Origin of the sequence: Rathayibacter sp. AY1D1 (assembly GCF_002932635.1) — a bacterium.
Lineage (GTDB): Bacteria > Actinomycetota > Actinomycetes > Actinomycetales > Microbacteriaceae > Rathayibacter.
In genome coordinates this window covers 1-22,132 of the sequence record NZ_PSVY01000036.1, presented here as the reverse complement: position 1 = coordinate 22,132, position 22,132 = coordinate 1, and the positions used below count along the sequence as shown (strand labels likewise).

The following is a 22,132-nucleotide window of genomic DNA, read 5'->3' as shown; positions in this document are numbered from 1 at the left end:
GGCGGCCCCGGCGACCCGACGAGCCGCTCCTCCCCCAGCCCGGCTCCGCGTCCCGGCACGTGCGCGGCCGCCGCGTCCCGCAGCGTCTCGGCGAGCTCGCGGCGCTCGAATCCCGCGGCCTCCGCCCGTGCCGTCGAGCGCGCGTTCATGCCGCGCCAGTCGGGGTCCGCGATCCACAGCGGGAGCGAGCCGGGGCCCGCCCACTGGCCCACGCCGCGCTCGAGCAGCCACTCCTCCGGCACGGCGACCGGCTCGGCGGACGACCCGCCGCGCGCCACGGCCAGGTGCTCGGCGAACGGCACGGGGGTCCCGCAGACGTTCATCACGCCCTCCACCCGCGCCTCGGCGGACGCCACCAGCCAGGCGGCGAGGTCCCGCACGTCGACCACGGACGTCGGCAGCTCGGGCGCATCCGGCACCAGCACGGGCCCGGACCGCGCGCTGAAGCGCCAGGGCCAGTAGGAGGAGCGGCTCGTCGGGTCGCCGGGGCCGCCGATCAGGCCGGCGCGCGCGATCAGGGACGGCGCGGATCCGGCAAGCACGGTCTGCTCGCAGGCGGCCTTCGCGGCGCCGTACGAGGCGGGGTCGTCGGAGGGAGGGAGCAGCTCGGCGTCCTCGTCCGCGCCGACGACCGCGTTCTCGGCGTAGACGCTCGTGGTCGAGACGAGGACGTAGGCGCTGCAGCGCAGGTCGCGGACGGATCGGCGGACGTGCTGCGGGGTCGAGGAGACGTCGATCACCGCGTCCCACGATGCCGCAGCCACGGCGTAGAGAGCGTCGTCGCGGTCGCGGTCGGCCCGGACGAGGGACGCCCTCGCGGGCACGGCCGTCCCGCGCACGAGGCAGGTCACGTCGTGGCCGCGCCGCAGCGCCTCCTCCGCGAGGTGCCCGCCGAGCCAGCCCGTGCCTCCGAGAATCAGCGTTCTCATCCCCGCATGCTCGCACGGGCCGCCTCGCGCGAAGCCCGCTGAGGTGCCCGAGTTGGTCCCGAGAACGCTGAAACAACTGCATTTCGGGGCGACTCAGCGCAGTGGGCGCCGAGCGAGCGCCTCAGCGACAAGGGCCCCCTTCACGAGCCCCCGAACACCCGACCACCCGAGCCCGCCCGCGTCCTCTGTCCGGAATCACGCGGGCGGCTCGGGCGCTCGAGCGGCTCACACGACGACGAAGGCGTCCAGGATCAGCGAGTTGCCCGTGGAGGCGGCGTTGCGCTTGCTGCCGCGGCGGATGGTGATGGTGTGCTCACCGGCACTGAGGGTGCTGCTGGTGAACACGGTGCGGGCCGAGCGGTTCGTGGCGCTGTAGCGGTCGACGGAGGCGACGAGCACGCCGTCGATCAGGACCTCGTTGATGCCGGAGGTCGGGGTGATCCGGCTCACCCAGCTGACCTTCGTGCCCCGGAAGCGGAGGGTCGCCGAGGCCGTGGAGGTGCTGGAGTACGAGATGCTGCCGCCGCTGTCGGCGGTGCTCGAGAGCGTCGCCCAGGTGCCGACCGTCGCGATGACGGCGGCTCCGTTCTGGTACGTCCCCGCCGCCGGCAGCGTCGAGGTCGGGGTGGGCGTGGACGTGGCCGTCGGGGTCTCGGTCGGAGTCGGCGTGTCGGTGGGCGTCGGCGTGCTGGTCGGAGACGCCGTCGCGGTGGGGGTGGGCGTCGACGTGGAGACGGTCCCCGCGGTCACGACGAAGGCGTCGAGGATCAGCGTGGATCCGGTGGACGCCGGGTTGCGCGTCGTCCCGCGGCGGATCGTGACCGTGTGGGTGCCGGCGGCGATCGGCCCGCTCGTCCAGACCGTCTGACCCGAGCGGGTCGTGGGGCTGTAGCGGTCGACGGTGGCGACAAGGACGCCGTCGAGCAGCACCTCGTTGATGCCGGAGGTCGCCGTCATCCGGCTCACCCAGCTGACGCCCGTGCCCGAGAAGCGGAAGCTCGCGGACGCTCCGGCCGAGCTGGAGTAGCTGATGCTCCCACCGCTGTCGGCGGAGGAGGAGATCGTGCTCCAGGTGCCCGCCGTCGTGATGAGCGGCGAGGAGTTCTGGTACGTGCCCTCGCCCGGGATCGACGAGGCGGGCTCGTCGGGCAGCGGAACGACCGGCTGCTCCGCGAGCCAGCGGTCGAACGTGTCGAGCATGTCCTTGTTCGTCAGGCTCGGCACGTTGTGGCCGTTCGGAGCGCCCTCGGTCGGCGTGTAGAGGACCACCGCCTCCTTCGCGACGGGCTTCGCGAGCGCGACCCACGCCCCTCCGTGCACGGCGATGGGGACGAGGACGTCCTCGGTCGAGCCGGTCGTGCGGATCCGCGCCCCCGCCCACGAGGCCTGCGGCAGCAGCGCGGGGTCGGTCGCCGGGATCGTCGAGGGGTCGTTGTCGTAGTCCGGCAGGACGCGCCCCGGATCGCGGCGGGCCATGTCGGCCATGTCGTAGACGCCGGCCGCGTGGTACGCGCCGCGGATCTCGGGGACCAGCTTGTTGCCGTACGCCCAGCAGAGCAGTGCGCCACCGCCGGAGTTCGAGCGGAGGAAACTCGCCCCGATCCGCCACGTCTTCTGGAACCAGGCGACCGCGTCCACCTGCATGGCGACGGCCCGCTTGTTCGTGTAGATGCTGCCGCCGTAGTTCGGGCAGATCGAGATGACGCCCTTGTCGACGGCCTGGTCGGCGCTGTACTGGTAGGCGCCGGACAGGGCCGCGTAGGTGCTCCCGTTGGCGTGGTAGTACCAGTAGACGACCCGGCCGATCCGCTGCGAGGGGACCGCGGTGTGCGGAACGAAGAGCCGCGCGCGGTCGGTGCCGATCATCACGTCGATGATCTGGTACGGCTTCTTCCCCACGCGCGAGATCGCCGTGTCGCTGCGCCCGAGCTCGTTGGGCAGCGGCGGGATCACGCTGTAGTCGGGCGCCGCGGACGCGGTCATCGCGTAGGCGAAGGCGGATCCGACGCCGAGGGCGGCTCCGGTGAGGACGAGACGGCGGCTGTGGCGCGCAGGAGAGGACATGGGATCCCGACGTGGAGAGGGCTGCTCGGTCGGCGGAGCCTGACCGGAAGGTGTGAGGGGGGTGCTGCGGTCCGGATCGGACCACCGTGGAGGGGGCGCGGTGCGGTCCTTCGGGGGACCGTGCGGGCGGGCAGGCGCGAATGCATCCTCCCGCGTCCGCCGCGCGACCACCAGACCCACTTCAGGGACACCCGCGGCGGCGCTCCCACCTGGCGTCGAGCAGCGGAGCGATCCGGAGAAGGTCCTGGTGAGAGCGCTATCTCGCGCCACTGCTCCGGAGATGCCCGCCACGGGAGCGGAACCGCATCGTGTCGGTGGCGGAACTCCGGGGTCCCGCGGGGCCGACACGGATCCAGGCCGCCCTGAGCCCGGCGCGAGGGCCGTGCGCACGTCAACACTCTCGCGGGGGACCCCCGGATAGGTCGCGGTTTCTGGACACCACCTGAGCGCTGGTTCAGCGCTCGCTCTCCCCCTTCTGCGTGCCCACCGGATCGGGGGCCCGTCGTCCGCCGCCCACGTCCCGTCTCAGGGGGACAGGGCGCCTCCGAGCCGCGACCTATCGTGATCCCGCTCCATCCGGAAGGCCCGGCGAGGCGCCCCGGGGGGAGGTCGATCCGTGTCGAACGCGCATGCCCGGCCGAGCCACGACCGCTCGATCGCCCTCGGCCTCGTCCTGCTCCTGCTCGCCGCCGTCCTCGTGGTTCTGCCGGCGACGAGAGCTGCGGCGGCCACGGTCCTGCTCCAGGAGGGCTTCGGCGGCACCAGCGTCGCGGACTCGGCCTGGCAGGCGCTCGACGGGGGCTGCATCACCCGGGCGACGACCGCACCCCCGGCCGGGTCCTCGAACCTCGGCGTCTGCGCCAACCGGACTCAAGCCCCCGTCGCCGCGACGAGTCCGGGCTTCCTCCAGCTCACCGATGCCCGCAACGACGCCAAGGGCGGCGCGGTCTTCAACCGGCCCATTCCTGCCGCGGGCGGCATCGACGTCCAGTTCGACCAGTACCAGTACGGAAGCTCGCTGACCGGGGCCGACGGCATCGGCTTCTTCCTCACCGACGGCTCGAGGTCCCTCACCGCGGCGGGAGCTCCGGGCGGATCGCTCGGCTACGGCCAGTCGGCGACCGTCGACGGGGTGAACGGCGGCTACCTCGGGATCGGAATCGACGCCTTCGGGAACTTCTCGGCCAGGCCCCCCGCCGCGCCTACCCTCGGCCTCGGCTCCGACTGCCCCTCGAACTCCGGGTCGGCGCTCCTCACGGCGAACAAGATCGTGGCGCGCGGACCCGGGCAGGCCAAGAGCGGATACTGCTTCCTCCAGTCGGCCTCGCCTCCCCTGCTGACGTCGGTCCGCACGACGGCCACGACATCGACGGGCGCTCCGCCCGCGTCCTACGGGCGCACGATACGGATCATGGTCTCGGCTGCCGCCACTCCCGTCGTCACGGTCTACTGGGGAGGGACAGCGGGTCTGCCCGCCGGGCAGCTCGATCAGCTGATGCAGTTCACGATGCCGACCGCAGCGCCCTCGACCTACAAGCTCGGCTTCACGGCGTCCACCGGTGGATCGAACGACACCCACCTCGTCCGCAACGTCTCCGTCTCGTCCATCAACACTCTCGACGACATCACTCTGGTCAAGCAGATCGACCGCACCACCACGCAGCCCGTCGCCTACGCCGAGGGATCCGTCATCCCCTACCAGTTCGTCGTCACGAACGGATCCATCCGGGGCACGCTCACCGGGATCGTCGTCACGGACCCGAAGGCCGCGAGCATCTCCTGTCCGACGACGACCCTGCTCCCGCTCGCCTCCACCATCTGCACGGGATCCCATACGGTCACGGCCGCCGAAGCGGTGGCCGGCTCGTTCGTCAACACGGCGACCGCTGCAGCGACGAAGACGGAGACGATCTCGAACGTCGTGACGACGACCCCCGTCACGAGCAGGACCGCCACCGCCACCGCCCCCATCGCCACCCCGGCTCCCGCTCTGACCCTCACCAAGACCGCCCTGCTCACCGACACGAACGGCAACGCCCAGGCCGACGCGGGCGAGCAGATCCGCTACTCCTTCCTCGCCCTCAACTCCGGCAACGTCACACTGCAGACGGTCACCGTCGCCGACCCGAAGGTCACCGGCATCACGCCCGCCTCGACTCAGCTCGCACCCGGAGCGAGCGCGACCTTCACCTCGGCGCCATACACGGTGCTGCAGACCGACATCGACAAGGGCACGGTCGTAACCAACACCGCCACGGTCAGCGGGCGCACGCTGGCAGCCTCGCCCGTGACGGTCACCGCGACCTCCACGGCCACCACGCCGATCCGCTACGCGCCCTCGATCTCGCTGACGAATAACGGCACGATCCCGACCGGGGCCGCCGTGGGCTCGACCGTCTCCTACAGCTTCTCCGCCACCAACACCGGCAACACCGGGCTGAGCGCCGTCGCGGTCACCGACCCCAAGAGCGGGCTCTCCGCGCTCGCCTACTCCTGGCCGGGGACCGCCGGGCGCCTCGAGATCGGCCAGTCGGTCACCGCGACCGCCTCGTACACGCTCACGCAGGCCGACGTCGACGCGGGCCAGGTCCTCAACACCGCGACCGCGACCGGCACCCCTCCGACGGGCGCCGCCGTCACGGCCACCGCCTCGCGGACGGTGACGATCACCCGCACGAACGACCTCGCGCTCACCAATACCGCGAACCCCGCCTTCATCAGCGCCGCCGGCACCGTGGTGACCTACACCTTCCGCGCGACCAACACCGGCACCACCACCCTCACCGCGGTCGCGATCAGCGACCCCAAGAGCGGGCTCTCCGCTCTCACCTACTCCTGGCCGGGCACTTCCGGACGGCTGCTGCCCGGCCAGGTCGTCACCGCGACCGCCGCCTACACGACCACCGCCGCCGACGTCACCGCCGGCACGATCGCCAACACCGCCACGGCGACGGCGACCGGCCCGACCGGCGGGGCCTTCACCCGCACCGCCTCGGTGAGCATCTCGGTGATTCCCGATCCTGCCGCCGACGCCGCGACGGTCGTGCAGGGCGGATCGGTCGTGATCGACGTGCTCGCGAACGACGGGCCCGCCGCGACCGGCGCGACCTTTTCGCGCGCTCAGCTCTCGGCGACCCCGAAGGCGATCGGAGGCGCGGCGACCCCCGCCCCCGCCACTCCCGTGCAGGGTTCCGTCTCCTGCGTCGCGAGCGGAGCGACCCGCGGCCAGTGCACCTACCGCCCGATCGCCGCCTACGTCGGCACCGACGTCTTCGACTACTCGCTCTCGGGCCAGTACGGCACCTGGAACGTGCGGGTCACGGTCACCGTCACCGCGCTGAACCGCGCGCCGGTCGCCCGGCCCGACCGCGTGGTCGCGACCACCGGCGGCCCCGCCGTCGCCGTCGCTCCGCTCGCGAACGACACCGACGAGGACGCGGGCGCGACCCTCGCCCTGGCCGGCACGAGCGTCCCGGCCGGGCTGCGCGGCACCTTCTCCTGCTCCGGATCCACGTGCACCTACACGCCCGCGGCCGACGGCTGGACCGGGAGCGCGACGATCGCGTACACGGTCACGGACGGCGCGCTCACGGCGGGCGGCACGATCACGGTGTGGGTCGATCCCGCTCCCCTCGTCCGGCGCGGCTTCTCCGGCACCGGCAGCACGAGCGGAGCGGTCGGGCTCGGCGCCTGGACCAGCTCCTCCGTGGTCGCCACGCCTGTCGCGAGCTGCACGGCCGGTCGGCCGAGCACCCTCGTGAGCTGGTCGGCCGCCGCTGGAGCGACCGGCTGGACCCTCGAGCGCCGCCTCGCGGGGACGACGCCCGGCCCCTGGACCGTGATCGCGGCACCCGCCGCCTCCGCGACGAGCTTCACCGACGACCGGGTCGGTGAGGGCCGCAGCTACCAGTGGCGGGTCCGCCCGGACCTGCAGCGCTGGCTCGGAGTCGCGTCCGCCGCCTCGACCGCCGTCGCCCAGCCGGCCGTCACCACCGCCGGAGGCTGCTGATGCCTCCCCGCCGACACCCCTCTCGTCCTGCACGTGTCCTCGTGAGGGAGACCACGCCCGCACCGGGCACCACCCACCAGAAAGGAACGGTCGCCATGACCACCACAGCACCCACCCGTCGCAGCCCCTGGAAGAAGATCGCCCTCACCGGCGGCGTCCTCCTCGCCGCGGGAGCCCTCGCCGGCGCCGGCGCCTTCGCCGTGTTCACCGACTCCGGGACCGCCAGCGTCACCGCGGACGCCGGACAGCTCGACATCAACCTCGACGGCACCTTCATCGTGACGGACATCGCGCCCGGAGACACCATCCAGCGCCCGGTGACGATCGTCCTGCCGAACGCCACCAACGACGGCGACCTCGTCTCGACGGTGCGCTTCTCGCAGGCCGTCACCAACGACGTCGTGGGATCCGACACCACCGACCAGAACCGTGTCGGCCAGTCTCTCGTCTCCGGCCCGAACGGCCTCGACTACCGCCTGCTGACCTGCTCCACCGCCTGGACGACCGCCCCCACCACGACTCCGGCGGGCCCGTACTCCTGCAGCGGGACCACCACGGTCACCGGATCCGGCAAGCTGTCGTCCATCGGCGGCCAGGCCGGCGCGGTCGACTTCACCCCGGCGAACTTCGGCATCACCCCCACCACGACCGGGACCTTCCCCTCGGACGCCGGTGACGTGACGCTGAACACGCTCATCGAGCTCGTCCTGCCGACGGCGGCCGACAACGCGTACGAGAACGCCTCCGCCACGGTCACCTTCACCGCCGCCGCGATCCAGCGCGCCGGCATCCAGAAGTAGACCGTCCGCCACCGCCTCCGCCCTGCCCGGCCGCCACCGGCGCGGGGCGGAGGCATCCCCCTTTCCCCGGAGTCGTCCCCATGCCCCACGCCCGTGCGCTCGTCGCCGTCCTCGCGGCGGTGCTCCTCGCGCCCGCGGCGAGCGCCGAGCCCGTCGGCGTGCTCGACGTGCGCGAGCTCTCGGCGCCCGGATCCCTCACCGACCTCGCTCCGGGCGACCGCGCCGAGTGGGCGGTCGAGGTGACCAGCACCGGCCTGTCGCCGCAGGGGGTCTCCGTGGCCTTCGCGGTCGACGGAGGGACGCTGGCGCAGGACCCGCGCGACGGCCTCCAGCTGTCCGTCGAGCTCTGCGACTCGGCGTTCACGGTCGCCGAGGTCGTCGACGGGGAGCGCACGGTCGAGCGCTACCTCTGCCCGGAGGACGCGATGCCGCTCGGATCCGGACCCGCGGCGACGCTCGGCCGGCTCGACGGTGTCCGTCCGCTCGAGCGCGGGGCCACCGTGGGCGTGCGCGTCCGCGTCCTGTTCCCGGAGTCGGCCGGCAACGGGACCGAGCTCGCGGCGGCGTCGCTGCGGGTGCTCGTGGGCACGACGGAGGAGGATCCCTCCGCGACGCCCGGCCCCGGCTCCTTCCCCGGAGCGGCGGGCGGCGGGCTGGCCGTCACCGGCCGCGACCTGGGCGCTGCGCTCCTGGGCGGGATGCTCGCCCTCGGCTCGGGCGCCCTGCTCGCCGCGGCGGCGCGCCGTCGTCACCGGAGGGAGCAGTCGTGAAGGCCCTCCGCGCTCTCCTCGGCGGCCTGGTCACGATCGTGGCCGTCGCCGGCATCGCCGTCTTCGTCCTCTCCGCGCTCGGTCTCGTGCGGCTCGTGCCGGTGCTGTCGAACTCGATGGCGCCCGGGATGCCCGTCGGCTCCCTCGCCGTCACCCTGCCCGTCGACCAGGCCGCGATCCGCGCCGGCGACGTGATCGTCTTCACCGACCCGGACGATCCGGGCCGCCGCGTCATCCACCGCGTCACCCTCGTCTACTCCGAGGAGGAGGCGGCGGCACTCCGCGGCCGCGAGCCCGGCCAGCTGGCGCTCACCACCAAGGGCGACAACAACGAGTCGGCCGACCCGTGGATCGTGACGATCGCGGACGAGCGGATCTGGCGCGAGAGCTCGGTGGTGCCGCTGCTGGGCTGGCCGAGCATCGGCCTCGCCCACCCGGAGGCGCGGTTCGCGCTCTTCGCCGCGGGCGGCGCGGTCATCGTGGGCGCGCTCCTGATCGCCATCTGGCGCCGCCCCGCGGAGGTCGCCCCGTGAGCGGCGCGCACCGCTCGTCGGACGGCACGCCGCCCCCGGAGCCCCTGCGTCCGCCCGCTGAGCACGGACGGCACAGCGCCCGGCCGTCCTCCCGCGACCGCGGAGCCCCGCGCCACTCCCCCGAGGTCCGCCGCCGCGTGGTCTCCCGCGCCGGCCTGGCGGGACTCGTCGCCGGCGCGCTCGTCCTCGGCGCCGCCGCCACCGCCACCGCCGTGCTCCTGGACCGGGGCTCCGTGAGCGCGCGGGTCGCCTCCGGCACCGTCATCGCGACGTTCACCGGCACCGGAGCGACGACCGTGCCGGTCCCCGTCGCGGGACTCGTCCCCGGCGGCACGGCCCGGCGCCTCCTCGACCTGACGAACGCCGGGACCCTGCCGATGTCGGCCCTCCAGCTGCAGACGGCCACGGGCACCGACCTTTCGGACGGCCTGCAGCTCGCGATCGAGCGCTGCTCGCTGTCCTGGTCGGCCGATGCCGCGACCTGCCCCGGCACCGTCACCACCGTGTCGGCCGACCGCCCCGCCGCCTCCCGCCTCGACCTGCCCGGCTCCCCCGCCCTCGCCGTCGGAGCGACCGACCACCTCCGCTTGACCGTGCGCCTCTCGGAGTCCGCGCCGTCCGCCGCGCAGAGCACTTCCGCGACGCTGACCGTCACCGTCGTCGGCGTGCAGCGTCCGGGCCGCCAGCTGTAGGCGCGGCGGGCCCACGCCTCGGCAGCACCACCGCCGCGCCGTCCCCTTCCGCGTCAGCGCCGAGGCGCCCGGGACGGTCGTCGACACGCCGGAGCGGGCGACCGTCTCGGGCGACTCAGCGGGGCCGCGGGTACCTCGGTGGTGCCTCGCTACTCGCGCAGGGCCGCCACGGCGTCGTGGAAGCTCGGCACGTCGGAGAGCACGCCCTCGGGCCCCAGCACCGTCCAGGTCGTGCCCGCGCGGATCAGGACGCCCAGCTCCTCGGCGGGCCGGCGGCGGGTGCGGCGCAGCTCGAGCACGAAGACTCCGGGACGGGCCTCTCTGATCTCGGGAGTGCGCCGGTCGGGCAGCATCACGAGTCCTCCCCGAGGGTCAGCGGTAGACGCTCCACTCCTTCTTCACGATCCGGCGCTCCTCGCCGTCGACCGCGACGATCCACTCGCCGTCCTTCTTGGCCACGACCCGCCCGCGCAGGTACTGCGGCTCCCAGCCGTCGGCCTTGTTGACCCACTTCACGAACCGCGCGAACCGCCCCGGTGCCACGTCGTCTCTGGACATCTCTCGACTCCCCTCGTCGTCACCGGCACGTCCATCGCCCTCCGTCAGGAGAGCACCTCGCCCAGCGCGAGGGGGACCTCTCCTGTGAGGTCTCGAAGCCGGTTCACCGACGGTAGAACGCGCTCCTCACTACGGACGAGACCGTTGACTGATCGACGATCGTCTGGCAGTGGGGTCAGGATGCGGCAGCGGAATCAGGAGTCGAACAGCACGTGCGGCCGTCCGGCGTCGACGATCACGCGGGCGCGCACCCCGTAGACGTCCGCGATCAGCGCCGGAGTGAGCACCTCCTCCGGGGTGCCGCCCGCGACCACGCGCCCCTCGCGCAGCACCAGCAGCGCGTCGCAGAACAGGGCCGCGAGGTTGAGGTCGTGCAGCGCGACGACCGTGGTCACCGGCAGCGCCCGCACCAGGGCCAGCAGCTCCAGCTGATGGCGGATGTCGAGGTGGTTGGTCGGCTCGTCCAGCAGCAGCTCGCGCGGCTCCTGCGCGAGCGCCCGGGCGATGTGCGCGCGCTGTCGCTCGCCGCCCGAGAGGGTGTGCCAGAGGTGGTCGGCCTTCGCTTCGAGACCCACCTGCTCGAGGGCGCGATCGATCGCGCGCAGGTCCTCGGCCGTGTCTCCGCCCAGGAGGGAGCGGTGCGGGGTGCGCCCCAGCCGGACGACGTCGCGGACGGGGAGGTCCGCCTCCGTCTCGGCCTGCTGCGTCACCGTGGCCACGGCCCGAGCGACCTCGCGGCGGCGGAGCGAGCGGAGCGGCGCGCCGTCGAGGGTGACGACGCCGGCGTCCGGAGCCGCGGTGCCCTGCAGCAGCCGCAGCAGCGACGACTTGCCCGAGCCGTTGGGCCCGAGCAGTCCCACTGTCGAGCCGGGAGCGGGGCGGAGCGAGACCCCGTCGACCACCAGGCGGCCGCCCCGGCGCCACGAGACCCGGTCGGCCTCGAGCGTCACGAGCGGCCCCTCCGCCGCAGGAGCAGCAGCATGAACACCGGCACGCCGACGAGTGCCGTGCCGACCCCCACCGGCAGCGGAGTCGGCGCGAACGCCACCCGCGATCCGGCGTCGACCCACACCAGGAACACCGCGCCGAGCAGGATCGTCGCGGGGATCACCCGCGAGTGCCGCTGGCCGAACACGAGTCGCGCGGCGTGCGGCAGCACCAGCCCCACGAAGCCGATCGCGCCGGCGATGCTCACCAGGGTCGCCGTCAGCAGGGCCGTCACCACCAGCAGGAGGAGGCGGGTGCGGCCCACGTGCACGCCGAGCGACGCGGCCACGTCCTCCCCGAAGGCGAACGCGTCGAGCGTGCGCGCCGCGGCGAGGCAGACCACGGAGCCGAGCAGCACGACTCCTCCGCTCAGCGCCACGTCGTCCCAGCGCATGCCCTCGAGGGAGCCGAGCAGCCAGAACATCACGCCGCGCGTCTCGTCCGAGTCGGCGAGAGCGAACACGATCAGCGAGGTCAGCGCCGAGAACAGCTGGGTGCTCGCCACCCCCGCCAGGATCACGCCCGAGGTGCCGCCCGCCGAGAACCGCGTGAGCAGCAGCACGAAGCCGAAGGCGACCAGCGCGCCGACGAAGGCGCCTCCGGAGAGCCCGACCACTCCTCCGCCCACCCCGAGCACGCCGACGAGCACCGCGCCCGTGGACGCTCCGGAGGAGACGCCCAGCACGAACGGGTCGGCGAGCGGATTGCGCAGCAGCGACTGCAGGATCACTCCGCACACGCCGAGCCCCGCCCCGCAGGCCGCGGCCACGAGTGCGCGCGGGAGGCGCTCCTGCCAGACGATCGCGTCCTCGGCCGCACGCACCGGGACGGAGGCGAGCCCGAGGTGGTTGAGGAGGATGTCGCGGACGTTCACGAGCGAGACGTCGGCCGGGCCGAGCGTCACCGCGACGCCGACCGAGAGCGCCAGCGCGAGCAGCCCGCCGACGACCAGCGCGGCGGCGGTAAGGCCCCGCGGCACCCGGCGGACGAGGACCGCGCCCGTGCCCGTGCCCGTGCCCCTGCCCGTGCTCAGAGCGAGGCCCGGTTCTCGTCCCACCAGGCGCGGATCTTCTCGAGCCCGTCGACGAAGCGGATCGACGGGTTCATCTCGGCGCCGTGGAGCGCGATGAAGCGGCCGTCCTGCACCGCGGGCAGGCTGCTGGTCAGCGGGTCGGAGCGGAGGAACGCGGTCTTGTCGTCGAGGCGGTCGCCGGGGAAGCGGTCGCGCTGCAGGTCGCCGAGGACCAGGACGTCCGGGTCGGCCGCGACGACGCTCTCCCAGCCGACGGCGGGCCAGTCCTCCGTGCGGTCGGCGAAGACGTTGGTCATGCCGGTCGTGGTGCCGAGCATCGAGGCGAAGTTGTAGCCGCCGGCCATGTAGGGCGTCTTGGTGTCGGCGAACCAGAAGGCGACGCTCCGGCCGCCGAGGTCGACCCCCTCGGTGGCGGCGGCGGCACGCTCCTGCAGCTGCGCGACCAGGGCGTCACCGCGCTGCTGCACGTCGAAGACCTCGGCCAGCTCGTGGATCTCCTGGTAGAGGACGTCGACGGTCAGCGGGAGGGTGCGCGTGCCGCTCCCGCCGTTGACGCTCGCTCCGTTGTCGCAGTCGGAGGGGGCGAGGTAGGAGCCGATCCCCGTCTCGGCGAGGCGGTCGCGCGAGGCGACGCCCTCGGGCGCGTAGTGCCGGCCGAAGGAGGCCGTGACGAAGTCCGGGTCGGCGCCGAGCAGCACCTCGTAGGTGGGCGCGTTGTCGGCCAGGCGCGGCACGCTCTCGTTCGCGGAGGCGAGGGTCTCGAGCACGGGGTCGGTCCAGGAGGCGGTGCCGACCATCCGGTCCTCGAGGCCGAGGGACAGCAGGATCTCGGTCGAGTTCTGGTCGAGGGAGACGACCCGCTGCGGAGGGGCGGTGACGGTGGTCGCGGTGCCGCAGTCGTCCAGCATGAGCGGATACGAAGTCGTGCCCTCCCCCGCGGCGGCCGTGCTCTCGGGCTCGATCTGCTCGGAGGCGCCGCAGCCGGTGAGGGCGAGCAGGGTCAGGGCGGCGAGGGCGAGGGCGGCGGGGCGCCGTCGGTGCGTGGACATGGATCTCCCGTGGTTCGTGGGCGTCGGTCGTCGGCCCGGTTTATAGGCCCAATTCATGGGCCCGGTTCGCCGGCAGGGCTCGTCGGCCCGGTCCGTCGGCGGGCGGCACCCGCGTCTCGGCGCGGAGCCCGGGTAAGCATAGCCTTACCTCACTTAAGCCCGTCCATCCGCGCCAGTCGATCCGCGCCACCCGCATTCGATCCACCCTCGGTCCCGCCCGCCGGCGACTCCGCAGAAGTCGCCGTGGTCGCGCGCGCGGACGGCGACCTCCGAGTTCTCATGTCACCCGGAAGGCCCGGAACAGCCGAGTAAGCGGACACCTGTCGCGCACCTCGCCTCCGCAGCCCCCAACCAGGTGGACAGCACCCCGGACACGGTTCCCCTGAGGGCGGGAGAGCGCGATCCTGAACACCGACGATCGACGGCTCCCGCCCCACCGCCCGCCGACCGTCACGGAAGGAACCCGTTGCCCCGCCACTCCGCCCGCACCGCCGCCTCCGGCCGGTCCGCGCTGGTGCGCAAGGCCGACGCGTCCGGCTACCGGCCCGAGATCGAGGGACTGCGCGCCGTCGCGTCCCTCCTGGTCGCGACGTTCCACATCTGGCTGGGCCGCGTCTCCGGAGGCGTCGACGTCTTCTTCGTGATCGCCGGGTTCCTCACCACACTGACCCTCCTCGGCCAGATCCGGCGGTTCGGGCGCGTGCGTCCGATCGCCTTCCTCCGGAGGCTCGCCTCGCGGCTCTTCCCGGCGGCCGCGGTGGTGCTGGTCGTCGTCGCGGCGCTCGCTCCGCTCCTCCTGCGCCCCTCGCAGCTGCTGCAGACCTTCACCGAGGTGCTCGCCTCGACCTTCTACGTCGAGAACGTCGCGCTCGCGCGGGCCGGAGTGGACTACCTCGCGCAGGACGACTTCCACTCGCCGGTGCAGAACTTCTGGGCGATGTCGGTGCAGGGGCAGTTCTATCTGGTCTGGCTCGCCCTGGTGCTCGTCGCGACCCTCGCCGCCGTGCTGCTGCGGCGACGCGCGCAGCTGCCGCGGTTCCTGCTGGCGCTCGTCGCGGCGCTCACCGTCCTCTCGTTCGCGTTCTCCGTCGTGCTGGTCGGGATCGACCAGCCGACCGCGTACTACAGCACCCTCGCCCGCTCGTGGGAGTTCGGGCTCGGCTCGCTCGCGGCCCTCGTGCTCCCGGGACTGGCGATCCCGGCGGCCCTGCGGACGGTCGCCGGGTGGCTGGGGCTGATCGGAGTCGTCTCCTGCGGGTTCGTGCTCCAGGTCTCGAGCGCGTTCCCGGGCGCCGCCGCGCTCTGGCCGACCCTCTCGGCGGTGCTCGTGCTCGTCGCCGGGACCGGCCCCGCCCCGGAGCGCGGAGTCGGCCGCCTGCTGGCCCTGCGCCCGCTCGTGTGGCTGGGCGGCCTGAGCTACGGGACCTACCTCTGGCACTGGCCGCTCCTGGTCTTCTGGCGCGAGAGCAGCGGCGAGGACCCGACCGCTCCGGCGGGCGTGGGCGTCATCGCCGCCGCGATCCTCCTGGCCGCCGCCTCGAAGCGCTTCCTCGAGGACCCCCTCCACCGCCGCGCCCCCGCCGAGCGCCCGCACCGCCTCCGCGCGCTCGCCCCGGCGGCCCTGCTGGCCGTCGCCGCCCTGGTCGGAGCGACGGGCCTCACCGGAACGAACGCCGCGATCGCCGCCGACCTCACCCGCGCGCACGCCCTCCCCGTCTCGACCGAGGGCTGCGTCGGAGCCGCGGCGCTCGCGAACGCCTGCCCCGACTCCTGGACCACGAGCCTGCCCGCCGTCGACGCCTCGGAGGACGGCTCCGCACTGAACACCGACGAGTGCAGCACGGGCAACTCCGGCACCGCGCTCAAGGAGTGCCGCTTCGGCGATCCCGCCGGCCTCCGCGTGCTGCTCATCGGCAACTCGCACGCGGCGTCGTTCTTCCCGGCGCTGCGCGGCGTCGCGGAGGAGCGCGGCTGGGACCTGCACACCTACTACAAGACGGGCTGCGTCTTCTCGACCGCGGAGCGGCGCGACGACTCCGCCTCCTCCCGCCGCTCCTGCGACGTCTGGAACGGGAAGCTGCAGGAGGAGCTCGCGGGCCAGGAGCCGTACGCGCTCGTCGTCACCGCCTACTCCGCGAAGAAGTCCGTGTTCGTCGACGCGTCCGGCACCCCCGACGAGCAGGCCGGCATCGACGGGTTCCACGAGTCGTGGGCGCCGCTGATCGCCCGCGGATCCACGGTGGTCGCGATCCGCGACAATCCGGTGCTGCCCTCGCTCTCCCTGCTGGCCTGCGCCGAGGAGCCGGGCTCCGCGGCCGACTGCACCGTGCCGCTCGACGAGGCCTTCGCCGACCGCGAGCTGATGGCCGCCGCCGCCGAGGACTGGCCGGGCGCCGCCGCCGTCGACCTCACCCGCTGGTTCTGCGACGACCGCGGCTGCCCCCTCGTGATCGGCGGAGTGAAGGTGTACCGCGACCTCGGGCACCTCACCGAGTCCTATGCCCGGACCCTGGCGCCCTACCTCGGCGAGGCGCTGGACCCGCTGGTCGGCTGAGGGCCCTCGCGCTCGCCTCCGGACGCATGCAAGACTGTTTATACGAACAGGGATCGGAGGAGCCGATGGGCCACTCTCACGGCGTTCCGGCCGGCTCCGCCGCCGCACGGCACCGGCGTCCGCTCGTGGCCGCCTTCGTGCTGACCGCGGCGTTCATGGTCGTCGAGTTCGCGGTCGGAGTCGCGACGGGCTCGCTCGCGCTGCTCTCGGACGCCGCGCACATGGGCACCGACGTGCTGGCCCTCGGAATGTCGATCGCCGCGATCTCGCTCGCCGCCCGCCCCGCCGCGAAGGGCCGCACCTACGGCTCCTACCGCCTCGAAGTGCTGGCCGCCCTCGCCAACGGCCTGCTGCTGTTCGCTGTCGCCGCGTTCGTGATCGTCGAGGCCGTCCGCCGCTTCGCCGAGCCGCCCGCGGTGCCCGGCGGCCCCCTCCTGATCACCGCCGTCGTGGGCCTGGCGGTCAACCTCGTGAGCCTGCGCCTGCTGTCCGCCGGGGCGAAGGAGAGCATCACCCTCCGCGGAGCCTCCCTCGAGGTGCTCGGCGACGCGCTCGGCTCGATCGGCGTGATCGTCGCGGCGATCGTGCTGCTCACCACCGGCTGGGCGTGGGCGGATCCGATCGTCGGCGTGCTGATCGGGCTGCTGATCCTTCCCCGCACCTGGTCGCTGACGCGGCAGGCGCTGGGGATCCTGATGGAGTCGGCGCCCGCGCACGTCGACCTCGCAGCGCTCGAGCGCGACGTCTGCGCCGTCCCCGGCGTGCTCGCGCTGCACGACCTGCACGTGTGGACGATCACCTCGGGCATGGAGAGCGCCACCGGCCACGTGGTCGTCGCCCCCGACGCCGACTACCGCACCGCGCTCTCGCGGGTGCTCGCCGTGCTCCGCGAGCGCCACGGCATCGACCACGCGACCATCCAGTGCGAGCCCGAGGCCTTCCCGGAGACGACGCATCGCGTCTGAGCGCGGGGGTGGCGTGGCGCGCGGCCGCACGCCTCCGCATGCCCACGACCCACCAGGAGTCGTCGCACTCGGCGTCGACTGCGACGACTCCCGGCTCCTCGACCCTGCGGGCCTCGCCCGCCCCTGAGCACCTTCCGATTGTTGACGTGAACATGTACAGTCGGCCGTCAGGGCGCGTTCACGTGAACATGCCCGCATTTCGATGGCGAAAGAGAGACCGCATCAATGTCGATGTCCTTCAGAAGGGTCGCCGCGCTCGCCACGAGCGCCGCCCTGGCCACAGGAGCACTGCTGGCGATCCCCGCCGCAGCGGCCCCCGCTCAGGCCGCGGACGCGTTCCGCATCACGCCGAACCCTGCCGCCGCCGGTGAGGCGTTCGAGGGCTGGGGCACCAGCCTCGTCTGGTTCGCGAACGCGACCGGCGGCTATCCCGAGGCCCTCCGCGAGGACCTCTACCAGAAGGTCTTCGGCGGCAGCGGCCTCGACCTCAACATCGCCCGCTACAACATCGGCGGCGGCAACGCCTCCGACGTGAAGGACTACCTCCGCCCGGGCGGTGCCGTCGAGGGCTGGTGGAAGCAGAACCCGGCCGGCGACGCGTCGACCTACGGCGGCACCTCCACGAAGCTCGCCGACCGCGACGCGCTCCTGGCCAAGTGGAACGCGGACGACCCCGCCTCCTACGACTGGACCGCCGACGAGACGCAGCGCTGGTGGGTCGAGAGGCTGGCCGAGGAGAAGCAGATCTCGCACTGGGAGGCGTTCTCCAACTCCGCCCCGTACTTCATGACCGAGAGCGGCTACGTCTCGGGCGGCTTCGACGCGAACAGCGAGCAGCTGAAGCCCGCCGCCGAGGAGCAGTTCGCGAAGTACCTCGTGAAGGTCACCGAGCACATGGAGGACGAGTACGGCATCGAGTTCGACACGCTCGACCCCTTCAACGAGCCGAACACGAACTACTGGGGCACGCAGCTCTCCAACGGCGTCCCGACCGGCGGACGCCAGGAGGGAATGCACGTCGGACCGACGCGCCAAGCGGGTCTGATCCCCGACGTCGCTGGCGCACTGGACGCCTCGACCACCGACGCCGGCATCGCCGCGATGGACGAGACCAACCCCGACATCTTCGCGACGAACTGGGCCGCCTACTCCGCCGCGATCCGCGCCGAGGTCGACCGGATGAACGTCCACACCTACGGCACCTCGGGCCGCCTCAAGGTCCGCGACCTCGCGAAGCAGGCCGACACCGACCTGTGGATGAGCGAGATCGAGGGCAACTGGGTCACCGGCTTCGACCCCACCAACATGGAGAACGGCCTCGGCATCGCCGGCCGCATCAACGACGACCTGCGCGAGCTCGAGCCGAAGGCGTGGGTGCTCTGGCAGCCCGTCGAGGACTACTACAACATGCAGCAGCCCAAGCCCAAGGGCGAGAACCTCAACTGGGGCTCCGTCTACATCGACCTGGACTGCAAGCCGTACCAGGAGAACGGGACCGAGATCTGGAAGTCGGTCCGCCGCGTCGCCGACGCCGGTGGCGACTCCACCAAGGCCCCGGTCTGCGGCGTCGAGACGAACTCGAAGTTCAACACCATCCGGAACTTCACCAAGTTCATCCACGAGGGCGACCACCTGATGCCCTCCAACGACAGCTCCTCCACCGCCGCCGTCCGCGGCGACGGCTCGGGCGCGACCGTCGTGCACACCAACAGCACCGCGACCGAGAAGACCGTCGTGCTCGACCTCTCCCGCTTCGGCACCATCACCGACACCGCGACGGTCACCCCGTACGTCACCACGAAGGCCTCCTCGGCCGCCGCTCCCACGAGCAACGCCCTGGTCGCCAAGACGCCGGTGAGCGTCGACCGCATCTCGCGCACCGCCACGATCACCGTGCCCGCCAAGTCGGTCACGAGCTTCTCGATCGACGGAGTCTCGGGAGTCGCCGACTCCGCCCCCGCCCTGCGCGACGGCCACCGCTACCAGCTGGTCGGCACCCAGAGCGGCAAGGCCCTGACCGGCAACCCCTCGGGCGCCGCGACCACGATCACCGGCCTCGCCACCGACTCCGCCGCGGCCGCCAAGCAGACCTGGACGGTCCGCGAGGTCGCCGCCGGCGAGCGCGAGGCCACCCGCCGCGTCGTCCTCGTCAACGGCGACGGACGCGTGCTCGGAGCCACGACCGCCGGCACCGACCTGCGCTCGCTGTCCGTCGACGCGGCGAAGACGACCGCCGCGACCCGCTGGATCGTCAACACCACCGACGGCGTGAACTTCTCGCTCGTCAACGAGTCCATCGCCCAGTCGCTCGACGTGAACGGCGGCTCCAGCGCCGACAACGCGTCGGTCGGCGTCTACACCTCCAACGGCGGAGCGAACCAGTCGTGGTCCCTCCGCGACCTCGCCCCGACCGCCGGCCAGACGATCGCCGTCCGCACCACCGCGGGCGTCGCTCCGACCCTGCCCGCGAGCATCACCCCGCAGTACTCCTGGGGAGCCGGCGCACCGCTCGCCGTCACCTGGCAGCGCCCCGCCGACTCGGCGTACGGCGCGACCGGGCGCGTCGAGGTGCCCGGCACCGCGACCGACCTCTACGGCCAGACGATCACGGTCACCGCGCTCGTCGACGTCGGCGGACTGACCGCGACCGACCCCGTGTCGGTCACGGCCGCCGCGGGCGCCTCGGTCGCCGGAGTGAAGGCCTCGGCCCCGACGACGGTCCCCGCCCGCGTGGGCGCCTCGGCCAGCACCTTCCCGGTGCCGGTCGTCTGGGACTGGACGCCGCTCACCACCGCCTCCCTCGCCCAGACCGGGCAGGTGACGGTCTCGGGAACGGCGACCGCCGACGGCGCTACGCTCCCCGCCACGCTCACGGTGCTCGTCACCACGGGCACGCTCCGCAACTTCAACCCGGACGCCGGCATCGTCGCGACCGCGTCGTCGTCGGAGTCGGGCTACGGACCGGAGCGCACCCGCAACGGCGTGGACGGCGACAAGGGCTGGTCGAACTGGACCAACGGCACCAAGGCCGCGCAGAGCTCGCTGACCTACACCTTCCCCTCGACCCACCAGGTCGAGAAGGTGTCGGTGCAGTTCCTGGCCGACGGCGGCACCAGCTGGGCGCAGACCTACCAGCTGCAGTACCAGGCCGCTGACAGCACGACCTGGACCGCGGTCCCCGGCTACGAGTCGGCCGTGGCCCTCGCGTCGCCGGCCGGCGGAACGGCTCCGACCCTGGTCGCGTCGTTCGCGCCTGTCACGGCCAAGGCCTTCCGCGTCGTGATGAACGCCTACGACAACACGCACCTGATCGTGGCCGAGACCAAGCTCTACGAGTCGGTCGCCTCGCCCGCCGCGGTCGCCACCCTGGGCGCCCTGCGCGTCGGAGGAGCCGGCATCGCCGGGTTCGACCCGGCCCGCACCTCCTACGCGGTCACCGTCGAGGGCACGGCGATGCCGGTGATCGGAGCAGTGGCGACCGACTCGGCGGCCACCGTGCGGATCACCCAGCCGACGACGGCGAACGGCGGAGTCGCGACCATCGCGGTCCGCGCGGCCGACGGCTCCGTCACCTCGACCACGACGGTGACGGTGACCCTGAAGGCGCCCGCCGCCCTCGCGGTCGCGGTCACGGCGACCACCCGCTGCATCGCCGGCAAGGTGACGCTCACCGTCGCGGCGAAGAACGAGTCCGGCGTGCCGGTCTCGATGACCATCGCGACGCCCTCCGGGTCGAAGCAGGTCACCGGAGTCGCGCCCGGCGCGAGCGGCAGCGCCGCGTTCACCACGCGCGCGGCCTCGGTGCCGGCCGGCCAGGCCACCGTCACCGCGACGGGCACGGTCGACGGCAAGCAGGTCACCTCGGTGGCGACGGGAGCGTACGCGGCCCGCAGCTGCTGACGCCCCCTCCGACACGGACCGCCTCCGCCCCTCCGGGGACGGGGGCGGTCCGTCGTTCGCCGTCGGAGCGGCGCGGCGCGGGCGGCGCGTCGTGGGATCCCGATACGCCCGCGGCGCGGGCTACTCGATCAGCGTGGATCCGTGCCGGTCGGGCAGCCGCACACCTCCGCGCCGGTGGAGCGACCGCGCACCTCTATGCCGGTCGAGCGGCCGCGGCACGCGGCGTATCGAGACGCCGCTCAGTGCCCCGCGGCCGCCTCGTCGCGGGTGCGCAGGCGCGAGACGCCCATCACGACGGCGGCGATGACCAGACCCAGCACGAGGCCGAAGATCATCGAGACGAAGGTGTCGGCCAGCCACACGACGACCGGGCCCGCGCCCTCGACCGCGTGGGTGACGACGTGCACGAGGTCGTACGGACCGTGCCACACCGTCTCGGCGAGGTTCGCGACGACGAGGTGCCCGCCGACCCAGAGCATGGCGAGCGTGCCGATGATGCTGATCGCGCGGAACACGACCGGCATCGACGCGACGATCCTCGCTCCGGTGCGCCGCACGCCGCGGGCCGCGTTCTTCATCAGGCGCAGGCCCACGTCGTCGATCTTCACGAGCAGCGCGACGGCGCCGTAGACGAGCACGGTCATCCCGAGCCCGACGACCAGGAGCGCGCCGAGCGTGGGCCAGATCCCGAAGTCGGGGTCGAGGCCGTCGAGCGCGATCAGCATGATCTCGGTGCTCAGGATGAGGTCGGTGCGGATGGCGCCGAAGACGAGCTTCTTCTCGTCGCGCGCCTCCGTCTCGTGGTCGCCGTGCGAGACGCCGAACCACTCGAGCACCTTCTCCGCCCCCTCGAAGCAGAGGAACGCGCCGCCGAGGATCAGCAGGTACGGCAGCACCTGCGGCGCGAACGCCGAGAGCAGCAGCGCCAGCGGGATGATGATGACGAACTTGTTGAACAGGCTCCCCAGCGCGATCCGCCCGACCACCGGCAGCTCCCGCGCGGGCGTGAGGCCCTGCACGTACTGCGGGGTGACGGCGGCGTCGTCGATCACGACGCCCGCCGTCTTGGCGCTCGCCTTCAGGGCGGCGGTGAGGATGTCATCGACAACCGCGAGCAGGCCGACCGACATGTGCGTCTCCTTGGAGGTCCGGGGTGAGAGGGCTCACAGTATCGCGAGCTCCGCGGTCGAGCGGGCACGGGGAGGGGCGCGGGCCCGGCAGAGGGGGTCCGGTGCAGGGGATCTCGGTACGCCGGCGGGGCTGGCTCCTCGATCAGCGTGAAGGGTGGG

General features: G+C 73.1%; 16 protein-coding genes. 8 read left to right on the top strand and 8 right to left on the bottom strand.

What is annotated here, in order from left to right:
* Both C5C56_RS15725 and C5C56_RS18045 read right to left on the bottom strand, forming a co-directional pair.
* A partial coding sequence (locus tag C5C56_RS15725; protein WP_104319911.1) for an NAD-dependent epimerase/dehydratase family protein occupies positions 1-929 on the bottom strand: 929 nt, incomplete at its 3' end.
* A 225-nt stretch (positions 930-1,154) separates the two neighbouring features.
* Positions 1,155-2,993, bottom strand: coding sequence for a hypothetical protein (locus tag C5C56_RS18045; RefSeq protein WP_181027253.1), 1,839 nt, complete (start codon positions 2,991-2,993; stop codon positions 1,155-1,157).
* A 616-nt stretch (positions 2,994-3,609) separates the two neighbouring features.
* Here C5C56_RS18045 and C5C56_RS15715 point away from each other — a divergent pair.
* The 5 genes from C5C56_RS15715 to C5C56_RS15695 all read left to right on the top strand — a co-directional run bounded on the left by C5C56_RS15715 (position 3,610) and on the right by C5C56_RS15695 (position 9,797).
* Entirely contained in the window at positions 3,610-7,002 is a 3,393-nt protein-coding gene (locus C5C56_RS15715) for an Ig-like domain-containing protein (protein WP_104319910.1), read from the top strand.
* A 95-nt stretch (positions 7,003-7,097) separates the two neighbouring features.
* Positions 7,098-7,802: a TasA family protein gene (locus C5C56_RS15710; RefSeq protein WP_104319909.1), complete on the top strand. Its 705-nt coding sequence runs from the start codon at positions 7,098-7,100 to the stop codon at positions 7,800-7,802.
* Positions 7,803-7,882: 80 nt separating this feature from the next.
* The gene (locus C5C56_RS18040; RefSeq protein WP_104273823.1) at positions 7,883-8,572 is read left to right on the top strand and encodes a hypothetical protein; all 690 of its coding nucleotides are present in this window, start codon (positions 7,883-7,885) and stop codon (positions 8,570-8,572) included.
* Positions 8,569-9,105 carry a signal peptidase I gene (locus C5C56_RS15700; RefSeq protein ID WP_104223395.1) on the top strand — a complete coding sequence of 179 codons (537 nt, stop codon included), beginning with the start codon at positions 8,569-8,571 and terminating at the stop codon, positions 9,103-9,105. Before C5C56_RS18040 ends, C5C56_RS15700 begins: the two co-directional genes overlap by 4 nt.
* Positions 9,102-9,797: a peptidase gene (locus tag C5C56_RS15695; RefSeq protein WP_104260823.1), complete on the top strand. Its 696-nt coding sequence runs from the start codon at positions 9,102-9,104 to the stop codon at positions 9,795-9,797. The genes C5C56_RS15700 and C5C56_RS15695 overlap by 4 nt, the downstream gene beginning before the upstream one ends.
* Positions 9,798-9,946: 149 nt before the next feature.
* On the opposite strand, the gene C5C56_RS15690 is transcribed toward C5C56_RS15695, so the two are convergent.
* The 5 genes from C5C56_RS15690 to C5C56_RS15670 form a co-directional block, all read right to left on the bottom strand.
* Positions 9,947-10,150 carry a hypothetical protein gene (locus C5C56_RS15690; protein ID WP_104226362.1) on the bottom strand — a complete coding sequence of 68 codons (204 nt, stop codon included), beginning with the start codon at positions 10,148-10,150 and terminating at the stop codon, positions 9,947-9,949.
* Between the two features lie 19 nt (positions 10,151-10,169).
* Positions 10,170-10,355 carry a hypothetical protein gene (locus C5C56_RS15685; protein WP_104223398.1) on the bottom strand — a complete coding sequence of 62 codons (186 nt, stop codon included), beginning with the start codon at positions 10,353-10,355 and terminating at the stop codon, positions 10,170-10,172.
* Positions 10,356-10,549: 194 nt separating this feature from the next.
* Positions 10,550-11,305, bottom strand: coding sequence for an ABC transporter ATP-binding protein (locus tag C5C56_RS15680; protein WP_104258091.1), 756 nt, complete (start codon positions 11,303-11,305; stop codon positions 10,550-10,552).
* Positions 11,302-12,399: a FecCD family ABC transporter permease gene (locus C5C56_RS15675; RefSeq protein WP_374954278.1), complete on the bottom strand. Its 1,098-nt coding sequence runs from the start codon at positions 12,397-12,399 to the stop codon at positions 11,302-11,304. The genes C5C56_RS15680 and C5C56_RS15675 overlap by 4 nt, the downstream gene beginning before the upstream one ends.
* Positions 12,372-13,424 carry an ABC transporter substrate-binding protein gene (locus C5C56_RS15670; protein ID WP_104319908.1) on the bottom strand — a complete coding sequence of 351 codons (1,053 nt, stop codon included), beginning with the start codon at positions 13,422-13,424 and terminating at the stop codon, positions 12,372-12,374. The genes C5C56_RS15675 and C5C56_RS15670 overlap by 28 nt, the downstream gene beginning before the upstream one ends.
* A gap of 466 nt (positions 13,425-13,890) precedes the next feature.
* Between C5C56_RS15670 and C5C56_RS15665 the strand changes: the two genes are divergently transcribed.
* The 3 genes from C5C56_RS15665 (at position 13,891) to C5C56_RS15655 (ending at position 20,843) form a co-directional block, all read left to right on the top strand.
* Positions 13,891-15,978, top strand: a complete 2,088-nt coding sequence (locus C5C56_RS15665) for an acyltransferase family protein (RefSeq protein ID WP_146086508.1) — start codon at positions 13,891-13,893, stop codon at positions 15,976-15,978.
* Positions 15,979-16,043: 65 nt separating this feature from the next.
* Entirely contained in the window at positions 16,044-16,943 is a 900-nt protein-coding gene (locus tag C5C56_RS15660; RefSeq protein WP_104226358.1) for a cation diffusion facilitator family transporter, read from the top strand.
* A gap of 231 nt (positions 16,944-17,174) precedes the next feature.
* The gene (locus C5C56_RS15655) at positions 17,175-20,843 is read left to right on the top strand and encodes a glycoside hydrolase (protein WP_181137620.1); all 3,669 of its coding nucleotides are present in this window, start codon (positions 17,175-17,177) and stop codon (positions 20,841-20,843) included.
* A 239-nt stretch (positions 20,844-21,082) separates the two neighbouring features.
* Here the strand turns inward: C5C56_RS15655 and C5C56_RS15650 are convergent, their stop codons facing one another.
* On the bottom strand, positions 21,083-21,973 hold the full coding sequence (locus C5C56_RS15650; RefSeq protein ID WP_104319905.1) for a DUF808 domain-containing protein: 891 nt from the start codon (positions 21,971-21,973) through the stop codon (positions 21,083-21,085).
* Positions 21,974-22,132 lie beyond the last annotated feature (159 nt).

What these genes read in the sequence shown, in the direction of transcription:
- C5C56_RS15660 (WP_104226358.1), top strand. Translation starts at nt 16,044, where the DNA reads ATGGGCCACTCTCACGGCGTTCCGGCCGGCTCCGCCGCCGCACGGCAC.
- C5C56_RS15655 (WP_181137620.1), top strand. Translation starts at nt 17,175, where the DNA reads ATGTCCTTCAGAAGGGTCGCCGCGCTCGCCACGAGCGCCGCCCTGGCC.
- C5C56_RS15650 (WP_104319905.1), bottom strand. Translation starts at nt 21,973, where the DNA reads ATGTCGGTCGGCCTGCTCGCGGTTGTCGATGACATCCTCACCGCCGCC.
- C5C56_RS18045 (WP_181027253.1), bottom strand. Translation starts at nt 2,993, where the DNA reads ATGTCCTCTCCTGCGCGCCACAGCCGCCGTCTCGTCCTCACCGGAGCC.
- C5C56_RS18040 (WP_104273823.1), top strand. Translation starts at nt 7,883, where the DNA reads ATGCCCCACGCCCGTGCGCTCGTCGCCGTCCTCGCGGCGGTGCTCCTC.
- C5C56_RS15685 (WP_104223398.1), bottom strand. Translation starts at nt 10,355, where the DNA reads ATGTCCAGAGACGACGTGGCACCGGGGCGGTTCGCGCGGTTCGTGAAG.
- C5C56_RS15710 (WP_104319909.1), top strand. Translation starts at nt 7,098, where the DNA reads ATGACCACCACAGCACCCACCCGTCGCAGCCCCTGGAAGAAGATCGCC.
- C5C56_RS15670 (WP_104319908.1), bottom strand. Translation starts at nt 13,424, where the DNA reads ATGTCCACGCACCGACGGCGCCCCGCCGCCCTCGCCCTCGCCGCCCTG.
- C5C56_RS15690 (WP_104226362.1), bottom strand. Translation starts at nt 10,150, where the DNA reads ATGCTGCCCGACCGGCGCACTCCCGAGATCAGAGAGGCCCGTCCCGGA.